Source organism: Flavobacterium sp. ACN2 (assembly GCF_002303885.1).
Lineage (GTDB): Bacteria > Bacteroidota > Bacteroidia > Flavobacteriales > Flavobacteriaceae > Flavobacterium.
The window spans coordinates 31,364-47,813 of record NZ_MRCM01000022.1 but is presented as its reverse complement, the minus strand read 5'-3'; the positions used below and the strand labels follow the sequence as shown (position 1 = coordinate 47,813).

Annotated in this window: 10 protein-coding genes; 4 read left to right on the top strand and 6 right to left on the bottom strand. The window is 33.7% G+C overall.

The window, feature by feature from the left end; genetic code table 11:
• Positions 1 to 2 precede the first annotated feature (2 nt).
• Both BSF41_RS21680 and BSF41_RS21675 read right to left on the bottom strand, forming a co-directional pair.
• Positions 3 to 5,147, bottom strand: a complete 5,145-nt coding sequence (locus BSF41_RS21680; protein ID WP_095931571.1) for a T9SS type A sorting domain-containing protein — start codon at positions 5,145 to 5,147, stop codon at positions 3 to 5.
• A gap of 4 nt (positions 5,148 to 5,151) precedes the next feature.
• Positions 5,152 to 7,218, bottom strand: a complete 2,067-nt coding sequence (locus BSF41_RS21675; RefSeq protein WP_095931570.1) for a fibronectin type III domain-containing protein — start codon at positions 7,216 to 7,218, stop codon at positions 5,152 to 5,154.
• Between the two features lie 959 nt (positions 7,219 to 8,177).
• Here BSF41_RS21675 and BSF41_RS21670 point away from each other — a divergent pair.
• Positions 8,178 to 8,945, top strand: a complete 768-nt coding sequence (locus BSF41_RS21670; RefSeq protein WP_095931569.1) for a DUF2490 domain-containing protein — start codon at positions 8,178 to 8,180, stop codon at positions 8,943 to 8,945.
• A gap of 9 nt (positions 8,946 to 8,954) precedes the next feature.
• Here the strand turns inward: BSF41_RS21670 and BSF41_RS21665 are convergent, their stop codons facing one another.
• The gene (locus BSF41_RS21665; protein WP_095931568.1) at positions 8,955 to 9,932 is read right to left on the bottom strand and encodes a YheT family hydrolase; all 978 of its coding nucleotides are present in this window, start codon (positions 9,930 to 9,932) and stop codon (positions 8,955 to 8,957) included.
• Between the two features lie 543 nt (positions 9,933 to 10,475).
• Between BSF41_RS21665 and BSF41_RS21660 the strand changes: the two genes are divergently transcribed.
• Positions 10,476 to 11,705 (top strand): sensor histidine kinase KdpD, encoded by a 1,230-nt coding sequence (locus BSF41_RS21660; RefSeq protein ID WP_172426954.1) that lies wholly within the window; start codon positions 10,476 to 10,478, stop codon positions 11,703 to 11,705.
• 110 nt (positions 11,706 to 11,815) lie between these two features.
• Here BSF41_RS21660 and BSF41_RS21655 read toward each other — a convergent pair whose 3' ends face one another.
• The gene (locus BSF41_RS21655) at positions 11,816 to 12,508 is read right to left on the bottom strand and encodes an SIMPL domain-containing protein (RefSeq protein WP_095931566.1); all 693 of its coding nucleotides are present in this window, start codon (positions 12,506 to 12,508) and stop codon (positions 11,816 to 11,818) included.
• A 51-nt stretch (positions 12,509 to 12,559) separates the two neighbouring features.
• A complete protein-coding gene (locus tag BSF41_RS21650) occupies positions 12,560 to 13,198 on the bottom strand; it encodes a rhomboid family intramembrane serine protease (protein WP_095931565.1) in 639 nt (212 codons plus the stop codon).
• 120 nt (positions 13,199 to 13,318) lie between these two features.
• Here BSF41_RS21650 and BSF41_RS21645 point away from each other — a divergent pair, with 120 nt between their 5' ends.
• Positions 13,319 to 14,191 carry a lysophospholipid acyltransferase family protein gene (locus tag BSF41_RS21645; RefSeq protein ID WP_095931564.1) on the top strand — a complete coding sequence of 291 codons (873 nt, stop codon included), beginning with the start codon at positions 13,319 to 13,321 and terminating at the stop codon, positions 14,189 to 14,191.
• A 64-nt stretch (positions 14,192 to 14,255) separates the two neighbouring features.
• On the opposite strand, the gene glmM is transcribed toward BSF41_RS21645, so the two are convergent.
• Positions 14,256 to 15,644, bottom strand: coding sequence for a phosphoglucosamine mutase (gene glmM / locus BSF41_RS21640; protein WP_095931563.1), 1,389 nt, complete (start codon positions 15,642 to 15,644; stop codon positions 14,256 to 14,258).
• 207 nt (positions 15,645 to 15,851) lie between these two features.
• Between glmM and BSF41_RS21635 the strand changes: the two genes are divergently transcribed.
• Entirely contained in the window at positions 15,852 to 16,436 is a 585-nt protein-coding gene (locus tag BSF41_RS21635) for an ACP phosphodiesterase (RefSeq protein WP_095931591.1), read from the top strand.
• Positions 16,437 to 16,450 lie beyond the last annotated feature (14 nt).

Here is a 16,450-nt window from a genome sequence, read left to right as displayed (position 1 = left end):
TTTTAATTGATGATAATTTTTTTAACCAATGTTTGCTGTCCTGTCTCCAATACTAAAATATACATACCCGATTGTAGTGAAGTATTAAAGTCTACTTCGTACTTTTTCTTTCCTGAGTCTTGTTTTTGAATCATAGTATTTTGTCCAGAAGATGAGAACAGTCTTAAATTTATCGCACTGTTGTTTTCTAAATTTACAATTGCTTTAAAATTACCATTGTTCGGATTTGGGGTTACAATAAAATCTATAATAAATTGAGATGCCGTTTCGGTATTTGGCAATGTGCCGCGTTGTTCTACCATAATGTTCTTGGTATAAACTGCGTAACATTCTCCTTGTGTCTGCTTTAAGCCTATTGAATACACTCCAATTGCATCAAACTTTAAGGTGATGTATTTTTCTTTTTGCTCAACAACTTTTACTCCATTTGGAACAACCCAATCTGTACTTTCGCCAAAAGGACTGCTGGTATTAACCAAAATTACTTCCTCGTCTAAATACGCCTGAGAACTCAATAAAAATTCTGCGCTAATTGCTAATTGGCTGGTTTTAATTACAATTTCATCTTCGCCAATACAACCTAAAGCCGTAGTAGCTTTTACATGATATGTTCCTGCTTTTGATACATTGATTTTTGCTTCATTTGAAGTGAATCCGTTTGTAGAAGTCCAGCTGTATTTTGCTTGCGGATCTTTTATTGAAGCATCCAAATCTAGACTTTGGTCAATACATAAAGTTCGATCTGGACCAACGTTGACAATAACTGGCTCAGGATCTTTTAAAACAAATCGCTTTTTATAAACGCAACATTCTGGACAAGTAATCGTAACTTCATAATTTCCAGCAGTAAGATTATTTAAATCTTTGGTAACGGCTCCTGTATTCCATAAATACGTATAAGGCAAATTACCTCCTGTAACATTAAGTTCTATAGATCCGTCGTTTCCTTTATAGCAAATAGGATTTTTAACCGTTTCTGTTGATAGTATTCCGTTAGGATCTCCCACAAAAATACTTCCTTGAACTACGCATCCTTTTGCATCTGTCGCTATTACAAAATAATTGTTTGTCGTAATGTTTTCTATTCTAGAAGTTGTTTCTCCGTTTGTCCATTCGTATGTATAAGGCGGCGTTCCACCTGTTACATGCACTTCTGCCCAACCGTCATCTCCAGTTGTACAGCCCACATCAAACTTTGTAAAGGTTAATTTCAACTGATCCGGCTGTGGAATATACTTCTCAGCATCAATCTCTTTGACTAAAACATTATTCACATAAGTTCCCAATTTTATTCCGTTGGCGTCTTCAATGTTTAGTGCATAAGTTCCTTCAGAAAGATATTCAGCTGTATCTCCTGTATCATTCCAGATAGCCCAAGAACCGTTGGCTTGTTTTTTCTTCCAAGTGTAATAATAAGGCAATCCATTATTTTTCTCCTTAGCAAGCTGAATACCTCCTGTTACATTCGCTTTTAAAATTCCGTCTTGCGACTCATCTCTTTGATTATCTAGAGGATTAGCATCAATCTCATTTCCAAATTCATTACTCACATTACAAGAAATAGTACGAATCACTTCAAAAGTAACTTCAAGCGGATCTGGATCGTCTAATTCAATAACGGAATTAGCTACGGTACAACTCGTTTTATTTGTCGCCGCATTGTAATTAGCATCACGTACCGTTAAAGTATAAGTTTCCTCAGGAAGACCTGTTAACGATATTGTATAAGTGTTATTGCTAAAGCTCGTGCTTGTGCTGGTTTGTGTTATTCCTTTACTGTTTTTCCATTCAAACCAATAGGTATTGTCTGTAGCGATAGTTCCGCCTGTAACCTCAACAACAATTTTTCCATTTGTTGCTTTGTAGAAACTCGGATTTACAACCTCTGTATATTTAATCGCAAGCGGCGCTTTTGGCTGATCGATAAAAACTTCAGCGTAAGCCGTACAGCCTTTTTTATCTGTTGCAATTACCCAATAATTTCCTGTTTTTAAAACGGTATTTTTATCCGATTTAACTTCATTAGACCATTCATAAGTGTAATCTCCACTTCCTCCTTCTGCAGTTGCAGTTGCCCATCCGTCATTACCTCCATTACAAAAAACATCTCCCTTTTCGATTTTCACAGACAATACTGGTGGCTGATCCATAAATTGCGTAACATCTATCGCCTCTACAAGCTCATTGTTAACATAAGTTCCTAAAACAATTCCATTTCTGTCTTTTACATTAAGCGCATAAGTTCCATAAGAAAGGTTTGAAGCTGTTTCTCCTTGTATGTTCTTTAACTCCATCCAAGAACCATCGTCTTTTTGTTTTTTCCAATAAAAATAATACGGCAATCCATTATTTTCATCTAATGGAAGCGGAATTCCACCTGTAACATAAGCCTTCAAAATTCCATCTTGAGATTCATCTCTTTGATCATCTTTTGGAGTTGTATCGGTATTGTCTCCAAACTCATTTTTGGCATTACAAGAAATAGTCTGAACAATTTTGAAAACCACTTTTATAGGATCTGGTTCCGTCAATTGAACTTCAGATTCTGCAACCGTACAATTAACTGTCTGGCCAGTCGCTTCGTTGTAATTTTTATCTGTTACAGTCAAATAATAAAAATCTGCCGGAACGTTATTTAAGGTAATCGTATAAACTCCATTTATTACTTCTGCATTTGGATTTTGTACCTTTCCTGTCGAATTTTTCCATTCGTAATTATATAGCCTGCCTTCATTTGATGTAGGATCAAATTCTGTTCCTCCCTTTATTTCTGCTATAATTTTACCATTAGAACCACCTGAAAAAGTAGGGGGTTTTAATGTCTCATAATTAATACTTACAGCGAAATCCGGCTCATCTATATCTATATCTAATGTACTAAAACATCCATTTTCGTCAGTAACCTCAATAGTATACGTTCCTTTAATTAAATTTGATATTTTATTTTCATCGGCAGTTCCTTTTCCTGTATTATACCATTTATAAGTATAAACACCAGTTCCTCCTATTGCTGTTACAGTTGCCCATCCGTTATTGCCTTTATGACACGAAACATCTCCCCAAGTATAGGATAGCTGTATTTTATCAGGTTCGGAAATTTTTTGAGTAGCTGGTTTTGCTTCTAAGAGTTTTTCTGTATCGTAAGTTCCCTGTACTATTCCATTGGCGTCTTCAACATTTAAAGAGTAGGAACCTTCAGAAAGATTTTCGGCAAGTAGTTTTTTATACTCAGACAATTCATCCCATTCTTTGGTATCCTCATTATATTTTGACCAGAAAATTTTATAAGGCTGACCACCATTATTTCCTCCTTCAAATGGCACACCCCCGCTTACTGTAGCTTTTAATATTCCGTCTGCGGATTTACTTTCACCACCAATCGGATTTAGGCTTTCTGAATTACAAGAAATCTGTTGCTCCACTGTAATTTTAATTTCAATTGGATCGGGATTAATTAATGTAACTTCTAAATTTGGATCTATTTGTTGATCTATCAAACAATTTCTTTCGTCTGTTACAGATAATTTATAAGTATCGGCGGGAACGTTCTTTAATGAAATTGTAAAAACATTATTGGCAAATTGAGTAGATGACTTACTTGCATCGATCTTATCATTTTTACTATTTGTCCAAATAAAAGCATACGAATTACCTTTTATAGGCGTTCCACCCGAAATTGAAGCTGTTATTGTACCATTTTCAGCTTTGTGAAAAGTAGGATTCGATTTTGAAACTTTACCTTCTACAACAAGCGGCCCGTCAGGCTGGGTAATTTCTTCTGATAATTCTTTTTCCTTGTTTTCTGGCGTTAGCGCTATACAGCCAAGTATGTCAGATGCATCTTTTATTTTTCGAACTTTAACATAATGATAGCCTAATGTAAGACCTTCTATAGAAGTTGTCGCTCCATTTTCAAAATCTTTCCAATTTACCCCATGATCGGTAGAATATTGAAAAATGCCATTTTTTGCTCCTCCAGTAGCCGTTACCGTTATTGCACCGTCTAAACCGCCATGACAATTAATATCATTCTTTTTCTTAATCGAAAAATCTACAGGATCGGGCGCGCCTATATTAAATTTATAAGGGCTACTATCTATATATATAGAGCTCGTAGTGGCATCATTAATAAATCCAGCGAATGTTAGGCTATACTGTCCTTTTTCAAAATTACATGGTGCTATAAAATTACTTCCATTAAATGAGTTCTTATCTGCTTGTCCGGAACAAATTACGTCGGTCCACACATTTAGAATTTCATCAAAACGTTTAATACTAAAAATCAATTTTTCGGTATTAAATAAAGGTCTGTTGAATTTTACATTTACTTTAGCATCATTAGAACCAAAACATGTCATTTCTTGTTCTTGATAAGATTCAATTAAAGGAGCTGATTGGCGTACAATATAAGTAACTATATTAGAGACAGAATTACACGCTACTTGTCTAATGTAAATCTTTTTGCCATGATGTTCTCCGGCATTATTACCTAAAATTCCTTTTGCATTAGTTGTAAAACTTGACTTTGTTGCAAATTGCGGCATGGGGACCCAACTATCTGGATCTGTATAATCAAACGAATACTCCCAATTGTACTCAGACGGAAAAAATCCTGTGCTTGAAGCAATCGTAACATCAGTATCTGTCGGCAGTTCATTTCTTGATGGTTGTACAATTACAAGCAGTGGATGAACCTTTACATTAAATGAAGAACGACCAAGTCCTTCCCCATCACTGCCAACATTTTTAAATTGTTTAAACTCAAAAGTAAGATCATAACAACGAAATTTATCTGTTCTTACAACTCTACCCATATTATAAGGCCTATTCCCTCGACAAGATACTCGATCATACCTTGAAGCAGAAAAAAGCATAGAGACTGGTGTTTTATCTGCTCTGAAGGTACTCTTTACGTCTGTATGATTGGTAGTAGCCCTATCGTCGTCATAAGTGATATCTAGAGCTTTATAGTTATCTGCAGGAGTATTAAACTCCATCATAACATATGCTGTCCCGCAATTGTGATGCTCATCTCCATAAGTCCAGCCATTAAAAACAACTTCATAAAAACCTATTGGCGCAGTCTGACCTTGAGCATATTCTATTCCACAAACCAATAAGATGACAAATAAGTAAAATTTCTTCATAGGCTTAATAAATAACTGTTAAGGTCTCTGGTTTTGCTGGACTATCATTTTCTAAACTTGGGACCAGATGATATTCGTATTCTTTATTAATTTTCAAATTTTTATCTTCTAAAGTAAAAACAGTTCCGTTTAACTCTTTCCATAAAGTTGGCGGGAGCCCTTTTTCATTTTTATAAATACTTAGACCTAAAACCTTACCTTTATTCTTTGCATAATCCCAAGAAAGAACTATTTTTCTATTTTCTCTATCTGCTGTTCCTTGCGAAAATGTAATCACTTTTACTGGCGTAAAATTTAACACACTAACCGTTATAACTGAATGATCTAACGAAGACCATAGATTACTTTTATCCTTAGCCAGAATAGCGTATTGATAAATCTTTTTGTTTTCTATTCGATCATCTGTAAATTCCTGAATCGTATCATTTATTTGTTTGATTTCGACCCATTTTTCCTGTCCTTTTTCTCTTCTTCTTAAACTATGACTGACAACATCTTCACTATAGCTTCGTATCCATTTTAAGTGTACTTTACCGTCTTTATTATCATAATCTTTAAAAATAGGTGCGGCTGGCGGAATTTTGTCGGGTTTATCCAATACCAGGATATCAGAAGGATCAGAGATATTATAACGCATATCCTCAGCAGCAATTCTATAATAAACTTTACTGTTGGTCATTTTTAAACTCACGCTGTCTTTATACTCTGAACCGCTGTAAGATTGATGGTAAATATCTACAAACTCCTCTCCTGCCGTATTGGCTTTTAGTATTCGGTATCCGCGAAGATCTTTTTCTGTATTGGGTTTCCATTTTAGCCTAACCGTTCCAAGACTATCAATTACTCCTTCCAGTCCGATTGGTTTGGCTGGCGGTATAGAATCGACTGGCTGTACCAGCATACTTTGAGAGGTTAATCTCTGATTGTTTTTTCCAACAACCGAAATGGTGAAATAATTGGACGGATACAGTTCTTCTTTAAACTTGAGTTTCCTTTCAGATGGAGGAATAATTTTAGAGACCACTCTATAAGGCCCTTTATCATTACTTGCTAAATTAATTTCATAACCTTGAATAAATCCTTCTGATTCTTTCGGATAATCCCATTCAAGATTCACTTCATTAGAATTTATAATCGCATAATCTACCAATCTTGCCGGAGTTACTACAGCGGCAACACCTGTCGCTGTTATAGGTTTTGTAAGTTCTCCTTTTTCTCCAAACGAAGTTATACCGTATAATCTATAATGATAAACTTTGTCGTTTACACTAAGTGTATCAACAAAGTACATGTTTTTGGACGGATTCTCGTCTTTATCGTTTAAGTTAACTAAAGCGGTATTTGATATTGGCGTATAATTGATTCCGTCTGAAGATTTTTCAACCATAAACGAGGTATAAATTCTTTTGAAGGTTTCATAATCCCAAGAAAGCAGTACTTTTCTATCGTCTGGAACAGCAATAAAGTCTGTTGGAGCAGGCAGAACCGAATAATCTTTTAGACCAATCATATAGGAAGCTTCTTTTACCTGCGGACTTTCAAAAACCTTTACTTGGTAAGCATATACTTCATTCTTCTTTACATCTGCATCTACATACCCCCAGCCGGCTTTTACAGCTCCTTCAAAGCTCATGTCTGCAGCATACAAAGCAAAAGTATATCGCTGATCTAGTTCGTCGGCCATATTAACTATTTTTGCCAAATCACCTTCTTTTGCACCAGTTACTTCAAAACTCTCGCCATAAATAGATTGGGCAATAATAGCCGCATTATTGTCTTTCTGTACAAAATCAATCCAAGAATCTAGTGGCTCGGGAGTTAATGGTTTAGAAGTAAGAAGTACTTTTTCGGGTTTAGGCAAGACATTACCGTCGCGTAGAATTGTAGTTCTGGTAATTGTAAATCCTTTTTTATTAGCTTTCTGCCATTCGGCTGGAGAATTGATAGCCCAGCGAACTAAAATTTTATCCTTTTGTGCTCTGGCTTTAACCACAACAGCAGGACGTTTAGTCTGTGAATAGGATACCGATATAAACAATAAAAAGAAAAAAATAAACTTATTTGGGGACATAAGATGTAATTATTTCCATGTTAAAAAAACAAAAGTAATCTTTTTAATTATGATTTAAATACGGTTTCCCGTACTACAATGCAACAACACGTAAATAAAAAAACATAACACAATGACATACAGTGTTTTATATTGAAATTTACCATTTTTTTCTTCTGAATAAAATCAAAAAATATCATTTTCAATATTTTTCTATAACATTCTTACTGAGGAAGCGCTTACTATTTATAAAAACAAAGTCCCTAAAATCATTTAATTTGTCTTTCTGTAATCAAATCGCCAAAACATTCAAACAATTAAATATCAAAAATATACAGTTAAATTTTAACATATTTATTACGTCATTTTAATCAAACTGACAATATACTTTCGATATTTTTCAATCCTAATACTTTTGTTGTATTTTTTATAACACACTAAATAACAGTGTTTTACATTTTATTAAAGTTTTAAAAACAAAATGCTATAATTGACCCAAAATATATTATTGTGGAACATAAGCTTTTTAATGTTTCTTTAAACTTTACAATAGACAGAAAAGCACTTTTCGTTCTACTTTTTTGCTGGCTAAATATTTACTCACAGTATAATAAATCTGGATATACTGATATAACCAGACAAAGACTATTAGTTCACATTACTTCAGATTATCTTCGTTTATCTCAAAATCTGACCAACTTACGAAACTTATAAAAGACATCTTATAAAAGTAAATTTTAAATAAAAAGAGCTGTTTCAAAAAAGCACAGGTCTTTTTGGCTTGTGGGCACAAAAAAATCATTGCTAATACCTCAACCTAAACAAAACATAAACACCTGCTATAAAACAAATTAAACTTCAAACTTACCCTGTAAATCTTCATTAAAAAAGAATACCTTTACTTGTAATAATTGTTTCCATAATTGCCTTAGACTGATTCAAAAGAAATTTACCCTTTAACTAATTTCTATCGTATTTATATGAAAACCAATTTTATCAGAATCCTGATTTTATTACTTCCATTAAGTATATTAGGGCAAACTCAAAAAAAAGAAATCAACCAGCAACTTCAAACTTGGTTTTCTATCAATACGGTTACCAAATTTGCAGAACATTGGTGTGTGATTGGTGACTTCCATATTAGGCGGAATGATTTTGTCGCCGATCCGAGTTTTTATTTTATAAGAGGAGGTATCAGCTATATTCCAAATTCAAATATTTCCTTGAATCTAGGATATGCGCATATGTGGCTTGCTCCGTCAAATCCAGATTGGAGTACTTTTTCAGATGAAAACAGAATTTATCAGCAGGCACAGTTAAACACAAAATTTAGAAATGTAAGCATTTTGCAGCGCTTGCGAAATGAACAGCGTTGGCAGGAAAAAATAGTTAATGATAAACCTAGTGGCGATTGGCGTTTTACCAATAGAATCCGTTATCTGATGAGTTTTACTTTTCGAATCTCCGATAAGAAATCTTGGCCTCAAATGGTTCTTTCAGATGAGATTTTGCTGCATTTTGGAGAAGAAGTCGTTTATAATACTTTTGATCAAAACCGCTTTTTTATCGGAATCAGAAAAAATATTAATCCGAAATGGAGTTACGATTTTGGCTATATGAATGTATATCAGCAAAAATACTCTGGCTATCAATATGACATGAATCACACCATAAGATTGTTTTTTTATTTGAGTACCAGCATCAGGAAAAAAGCGCCTTCTGAGATTGAGAATTCGGGCGATGAGTAAATTTATTTTTTAAATTAAAGTACTGTTAAATCTGAAAGATTCAAAAAACTCAAAAGCTCTTTTCTCTGCATAAGAATACTCCGAATCACGAAGCGGAAAAGCACAATGTCCACCGTATTTTGGTGTTTCTAGATAAACAAATGCACTGTCTTTGGCAATAGTTCTCGGGTAACATCTTTCGCCCAGAAAAGGGTCGTCTAGCGAATTAATAATTAAAACTGGAGTTGTAATGTTTTTAAGAGAAAACTCTGGAGAAACACGCTCGTAATAATCGTCACGGCTTGCAAAACCATGAAGCGGAGCCGTAAAATATTGATCAACTTCATCAAAAGTAGAAATATTATCTATTTGATCACGGTTGATAAAATCAGGAAATTGAGCCGCTTTGTATTTCAGTTTCTTTTTAATATCAATGGTAAAATTCTTCAAATAAACTCTGTTAAAACCTTGCTTAAGCACCTCTGCACTTGTGGCAATATGAGTGGGCACCGAAATTGAAACGGCAGCTTTTATGCGCTCATCTATTTTTGTCCATCCCAAATAATTTAGAAGCTGAACGCCTCCCATTGAATATCCTATCAGATAAATATCTTCAAATCCTTTTTTCAAAGCAAACTGAACCACTTCGTCCAAATCATCAACTGCACCGTGATGATACAGCCTTGGAAGGCGATTCATTTCTCCGCCACAAGTACGATTATTCCAAGCAAAAACCGAAAAACCTTTCTGCTTAAAATAGGCCGCACAGCTGTTATTATACGTTCTACGCGAATCGCCTTCTAAACCGTGGCATAAAATAACGGCCTTTTTTGAGCCATTTAAAATATAATCGATATTGATAAAATCTCCGTCATTCAATTCATGCTTTTCTCTTGTATATTCGGGCACTTCAAATTTCTTAATCAGTGCAGCATAAATGGTAGAAACATGCCTGTTGCGATGCATAATAGAAGGGGAATTATATTCTGATTGTTCAATTAGTGGCATAACAAAGAATTTTGTGGTACTTAATACAAAGCTAAGAAATCATTCAATATGTAAATTAATTCGTTCTTTCTATTTTATCTTTTTTGATAATTCTCAAAAAAACACATACAAAAAAATTGAAAAAAAGTTATTTCTAAATCTATAACACAAAACTGTAAAAACTATTGCCTATTTTTAAAGTATAAGATTTTACAGCGAATGTTTGTTATTTCAAAATGCCACAAATTAATTTAAAAATAAACTGCTGTTAATTTTTAAAAACAGTTTAATCTTGTAGCACATTAGAAGGAAAACAAATTGTTAAATGTTCTAGAACACTGCGCTTGTCGTGTTATCTCTAGCTTGAATGTTTACTTTATTTGTATATTTGTTAAATCGATTTCTAAAAACAAAATCCCTCTAATGTTTGAACTCTTACCGGTAGATCCAAAAACAATATTTCTACTTTACTTTTGGGGCAATCTGTTTACCTGCATTCTTATTTTTAGTTTTTCATTTTCATATGCCACTAGCGATAACAGAAAAACTTTAAAATGGTTTGGCTTGGGCAAATTAATACTTACACTTGCTTGGGTAATGGCGCTTTTGCGAAATATTATTCCTGATTTTGCGTCTATTAACATTGCCAATTCTATGATTCTTGGCGCTTGTTGCTTTGAGACGATGGCTATGCTTTCACTTATTAAAACGCATGCAAAAAAGCATTATCGTTTTCAAATAGCCATTACGGCAGCATCCATAGTATTCTTTAATATTTCCACGATTTTTGACGCATCGATGAATACTCGTGTCATAATTGGTGGTATTTGCATATTTTTCATCTATTTATTGCCAACCATTACTTATTTTACAGAAAAGGAAAAAAGCTTTTTTAAGACTTTTTATGTTTTGTGTTACATGGCATTTGAAATTCTAATTGTAATACGAATTGTTCATAGATATTTATCTCCTCAAGATCTTATTATTTCCAATGACACCTTTGATAGTTTGTACAGCATTTGCCTATTTTTATTGACTTTAATTGGCATTGTAGGCTTTTTGCTTTTGGTAAAAGAAAAGCAGGATCATAAAATTAAAAAGCTTTTAAACGATAAGAATCAGTTCTTTTCTATTATTTCTCACGATTTAAGAGGTCCTTTAGGGTCTTCTGTTTCTCTTTCTGAAATTTTATTGGAGAATATCGAACAATACAGTCGAGAAGAAATTAAAGAAATATCAGAGCTTCTGCACGATTCAAACAAGAACATTTATAAACTACTTGAGAACCTTTTAGATTGGTCTAGAGTACAAACTGGAATGATTGCCTTTAATCCAAAGAATGTGCTTTTAAATGCCTTGATTGAGGAGAATATAGAACTAAGCCGAAATGTCGCTCTAAATAAAAACATCAACATCTCTTTTGAATCGGCTTACCTTGTTGAAGCAGAAGTTGATAAAAATATGATTAGCACCATCTTACGAAACTTGCTAAGCAATGCGATTAAATTTACAGACAAGAACGGTGACATTAAAGTCAAACTAGTCCAAACAAATCAAAAAGTAGAAATTTCTATTACAGATAACGGAATCGGAGTTCCGGACTATATAAAAGAAAAACTATTTAAAATTAACGGAAAGGTTCTACAAAAAGGAACAGAAAACGAACTCGGAAGCGGACTCGGATTATTGCTGTGCAAAGAGTTTGTAAGCATTCATCAAGGAACAATTTGGGTAGAAAGCGAACAAGGAAAAGGAAGTACTTTTCATTTTACGCTTCCGATAAAGGTGGTTTAAATTCTAATACTCAAATTCCAAATTCCAAGCCTAATTGAATAAAATGAAAAAATCCAAATCCCAGTTTGAATTGGAATTTGGATTTTTAAATATTGGTATTTTATAAACGTTTAGTCTAATACAAAACTTACGCTAACATTTGCTGTAATTTCGATTTCGCCAATTGCAAGAGTTTCGTTTGAAGCTCCCATTGAGTCTGCTTCTTTCATTCTCATAGCAGCAGCATACATTGGCTGTGGACGATAGATTTGAGAGTTGTCTGAAATTGTAAAAGCTTTACCCACTTTTTGTCCTAAAACAGACACATATTCTTCCGCTTTTGTTTTAGCATCTTTCATCGCTAATTTTCTAGCTTCAGACTCGTATTGTGCTAATTTAGAGGTTTCAAAAGAAACTTTATCGATTCTATTAATTCCTTGCTGAACCAAACCTTCCATTAACTCATCGTATTTAGCCAAATCTTTCACTACGATTTCTACTGTTTGTGTAGCATTATAAGAAGTTTTCTTTTTCTCATAATCGTACTGCGGATTAAGAGCTACTTGTTTTGTTTTGAAATCTGCTGTTGGGATATTCATTTTTTTGATGAATTTTAAAACAGCATCCATCTTTTCGTCATTTTGTTTTTTAACGTCTTTAGCATTATTCCCTTTTGTTTCAACCGAAGCTGAAATACAAACCTGATCAGGTGCTACTTTTACTTTTCCTTCTCCATTAACATTAATTAGAGGTACTTGTTTGATTTCTTGGCCGTAAGACATAGTCATAAACATGATTGTTAAAAATAATACTAGTTTTTTCATTTTTGTTAAATTTTAATATTTAAAAAAGACATTTCAAAAGTTATGCCAGCATTACAGTTTTCCCAATTTTGCCATTCCAAAAAGTATCAAAATCGGAATCGCAAGAAGAATAACCATTAGGGTATGGTCTGTAAGAAGTGATGGCATTTTGATCAAAGTAATCAAATATCCTCCTATAGCACCTCCAAAGTGTGCTGTGTGGCCAATATTGTCGTTTTTGGCTTTCATTCCGTAAATAGAGTATAATAAATACACAATTCCGAAAATATAAGCCGGCATCGGAATCACAAAAAATATTCCGAGCATCATGTCGGGCTGCAATAGTATTGCGGAATATAAAACTCCCGTGACAGCGCCAGAAGCACCAACGGCACGATAGCTATAATCATTCTTATGAAATAGCATGGTTAGAAGACTTCCAAAAATTAAACTCCCAAAATAAACCAAGATAAAAGAGAAATTACCAAGCCAGTTTAAAACTACAGGAGCAAAGAAATACAAAGTCAGCATATTAAAAATCAAATGCATCATGTCTACATGCAAAAAACCAGAAGACAGCATTCTAATCTGTTCTCCTGAACGAATGCTTCCGACATGAAATTCGTATTTTCTAAAAAAATAAAGATCGTTAAAACCTTTGTAACTAATAACAACGTTCGCAATGATAATCGCTATTAAAATAATATTCATAAGTAATAAGTATTGTGAATTATGATTTGTAAATATAATCATTCTTAAAGATAAGTTAGCAAGAATGCAAAATAGCAGTCGATAATCATTTTTAATTTATCTTTGCCAAAAAAAAATTACATGCAGTTTCTTGTCTATATTTTAGCCTACCCATTACTTTGGCTTATCTCTATACTTCCTTTTCCTATATTTTACCTATTTTCAGATTTTGTCTGTTTTTTGGTTTATAGAGTTATTGGATATCGTAAAAAAGTGGTTCGCGAAAATCTTGCGCTTACTTTACCTCATTTGAGCGATGCCGAGAGAAAAGTTATAGAAAATAAATTCTACAAGCATATGTGCGATATGTTTTTGGAAATGATTAAAACCATGAGCATGTCTCCTGAAGAAATGGAAAGAAGATTTCATGTCACTAATATTGATCTGGTTCGTGATTATGCTAAAAGAGGAAAAAGCGTGATTCTTGTGGCTTCGCATTATGCAAGTTATGAATGGCTTTTAACAATTAATCCCAAACTTGGATTTCAAGGAGTTGCTGTTTATAAGAAACTGGCTAATCCATATTTTGATAAATTGGTTCGAAAAATCCGTTCTAAATACAATACCGAGATGATCGAAACCCGAAAAGCAATTCCAACAATGGCAAAGAACCAACGTGAAGGTGTTTTAAGTCTGTATGGTTTAGCAAGCGACCAATCGCCAAAAATGGAAAGGATTTTTCATTCGATGAAATTTATGGGAGTTGAAGTTCCTGTGCACACAGGCGCCGAAACATTAGCAAAAAAATATGATTTGGCAGTTCTATTTGTAGAAGTTAAAAAAGTTAGAAGAGGGTATTATGAAGCTACATTTATTCCTCTTGCCGATAATCCGAAAGATTTTGAAAACTTTAAAATTACAGAGATGTATTTAAAAGAAGTCGAAAAACAGATTCTAGAAGCGCCAGAATTTTATTTGTGGACGCACAAAAGATGGAAACACCGTATTGAATAAAAAATAAAAAAAGCCTCTTTCGAAAGTTTCAAAAGAGGCTTTTTTATGTAATAAACCTAAAATCTTAGATTCCAGCAATTACTTTAATTTCATCAATAATTCGAAGTGCTAATTTATCTGCAGCATCTTGAGAAGGCGCTTCAGTATAAATACGAATAATTGGCTCTGTGTTTGATTTTCTTAAATGAACCCATTCAGTAGCAAAATCAATTTTTACACCGTCAATTGTCGAGATATCTTCATTTTTATATTTTTCTGTCATTTGAGATAAAATCGCATCAACATCAATTTGTGGTGTCAATTCGATTTTATTTTTACTCATGTAGTATTCTGGATAAGAAGCTCTCAAAGCAGAAACTGGCATTTTTTTGTTTGCTAAATGCGTTAAAAACAAAGCAACTCCTACCAGACTATCACGTCCGTAGTGCAATTCAGGATAGATGATTCCACCGTTACCTTCACCACCAATTATTGCGTTATTTTTCTTCATTAATTCAACTACATTCACCTCTCCTACTGCACTTGCTTCGTAACTTCCGCCGTGGGCTTTAGTAACATCTCTTAAAGCACGAGAAGATGACATATTAGAAACGGTATTTCCTGGAGTTTTGCTCAAAACGTAATCTGCACAAGCAACCAACGTATATTCTTCTCCAAACATTTCTCCGTCTTCGCTAATAAAAGCCAAACGATCAACATCTGGATCTACTACGATACCAAAATCAGCTTTTTCTTTTACAACAAGCTCAGAAATATCAGTTAAATGTTCTTTTAATGGTTCTGGGTTATGAGGAAAATGTCCGTTTGGTTCGCAGTATAATTCTACCACTTCAACGCCCATTAATTTTAGCAATTTCGGAATGATAATTCCTCCAGATGAATTTACACCATCTACAACCACTTTAAATTTAGCTTCTTTAACTACTTCGATATCAACCAATGGCAAGTTTAAAACTTCATCGATATGAATATCCATATACGCATCATTAGAAATAACTTCACCTAAACTATCCACATCAGAAAAGTCGAAAGCTTCAGCTTCAGCAATTTCAAGAATTTTTGCACCGTCAGCGCCACTTAAAAATTCTCCTTTTGCATTTAATAATTTCAAAGCATTCCATTGTTTTGGATTGTGAGATGCTGTTAAAATAATTCCTCCGTCAGCCTTTTCTAAAGGAACCGCCACTTCAACAGTTGGCGTTGTAGAAAGTCCAAGATCGATAACATCGATTCCTAAACCAATTAAAGTATTCACTACTAAATTATGAATCATTGGTCCAGAAATTCTTGCGTCGCGGCCAATTACAACTGTCAATTTATCTTTAGCAATATTATTTTTTAAGAAAGTTCCGTACGCCGAGGCAAATTTCACTGCATCAACAGGAGTTAGATTGTCTCCCACTTTTCCTCCGATCGTTCCACGGATTCCAGAAATAGATTTTATTAGAGTCATTTTTGTGAGTTAGGGTTATTTTTTTTACAAATATAAAAAAGTTACCGAGTTACTAAGGCGCTAAGTCTCTAAGAATTTAAATTTAATCTATAAGAAACTACTTATTTCTCGTTATTTTTATAACAAAATGATTTAAAAAAGTTTTTATACATTTACTAAAATAACTCAGAATCTTAGTCTCTAAGGTTCTTGGCAACTTTCAAAAAAATGAATTTCTTAGCCCACATATACCTTTCTGGAGAAAATGATCTGATTAAAATAGGGAATTTTATGGCTGACGGAATTCGCGGAAAACAATTTGAACATTTTCCTGAAGATGTGCAAAAAGGAATTTTACTGCACCGATTCATAGATACCTATACCGATTCTCACGATATTTTTAGAACCAGCACCAAACGTCTTCATGACAGATACCATCATTATGCCGGCGTAATTGTCGATATTGTTTATGATCATTTTTTGGCCAAAAACTGGACAAAATATTCGGATGAGGAATTGGAACTTTTTGTAAAACGATTTTATCATTCTTTGCATGATAATTACGAGATTTTAACCGAAAAAACACAAGGTTTAATGCCATACATGATCGAAAGAAACTGGTTGGTAAGTTATCGTACAACAGAAGGAATTCAGCATATTTTGACGCAAATGGACAGAAGGTCGAAAAACATTTCTCAAATGCAATTTGCTGTTGAAGAACTTATTGAGTTTTATGATGAATTTGAAGAAGAATTTACCCTTTTCTTTGAAGAAATGAGAGTAAAAGCCAAAGAAAAACTGCTTTCTCTTTAGCCCAATTTAATTTT

What these genes read in the sequence shown, in the direction of transcription:
- BSF41_RS21680 (WP_095931571.1), bottom strand. Translation starts at nt 5,147, where the DNA reads ATGAAGAAATTTTACTTATTTGTCATCTTATTGGTTTGTGGAATAGAA.
- BSF41_RS21675 (WP_095931570.1), bottom strand. Translation starts at nt 7,218, where the DNA reads ATGTCCCCAAATAAGTTTATTTTTTTCTTTTTATTGTTTATATCGGTA.
- BSF41_RS21670 (WP_095931569.1), top strand. Translation starts at nt 8,178, where the DNA reads ATGAAAACCAATTTTATCAGAATCCTGATTTTATTACTTCCATTAAGT.
- BSF41_RS21665 (WP_095931568.1), bottom strand. Translation starts at nt 9,932, where the DNA reads ATGCCACTAATTGAACAATCAGAATATAATTCCCCTTCTATTATGCAT.
- BSF41_RS21655 (WP_095931566.1), bottom strand. Translation starts at nt 12,508, where the DNA reads ATGAAAAAACTAGTATTATTTTTAACAATCATGTTTATGACTATGTCT.
- BSF41_RS21650 (WP_095931565.1), bottom strand. Translation starts at nt 13,198, where the DNA reads ATGAATATTATTTTAATAGCGATTATCATTGCGAACGTTGTTATTAGT.
- BSF41_RS21645 (WP_095931564.1), top strand. Translation starts at nt 13,319, where the DNA reads ATGCAGTTTCTTGTCTATATTTTAGCCTACCCATTACTTTGGCTTATC.
- glmM (WP_095931563.1), bottom strand. Translation starts at nt 15,644, where the DNA reads ATGACTCTAATAAAATCTATTTCTGGAATCCGTGGAACGATCGGAGGA.
- BSF41_RS21635 (WP_095931591.1), top strand. Translation starts at nt 15,852, where the DNA reads ATGAATTTCTTAGCCCACATATACCTTTCTGGAGAAAATGATCTGATT.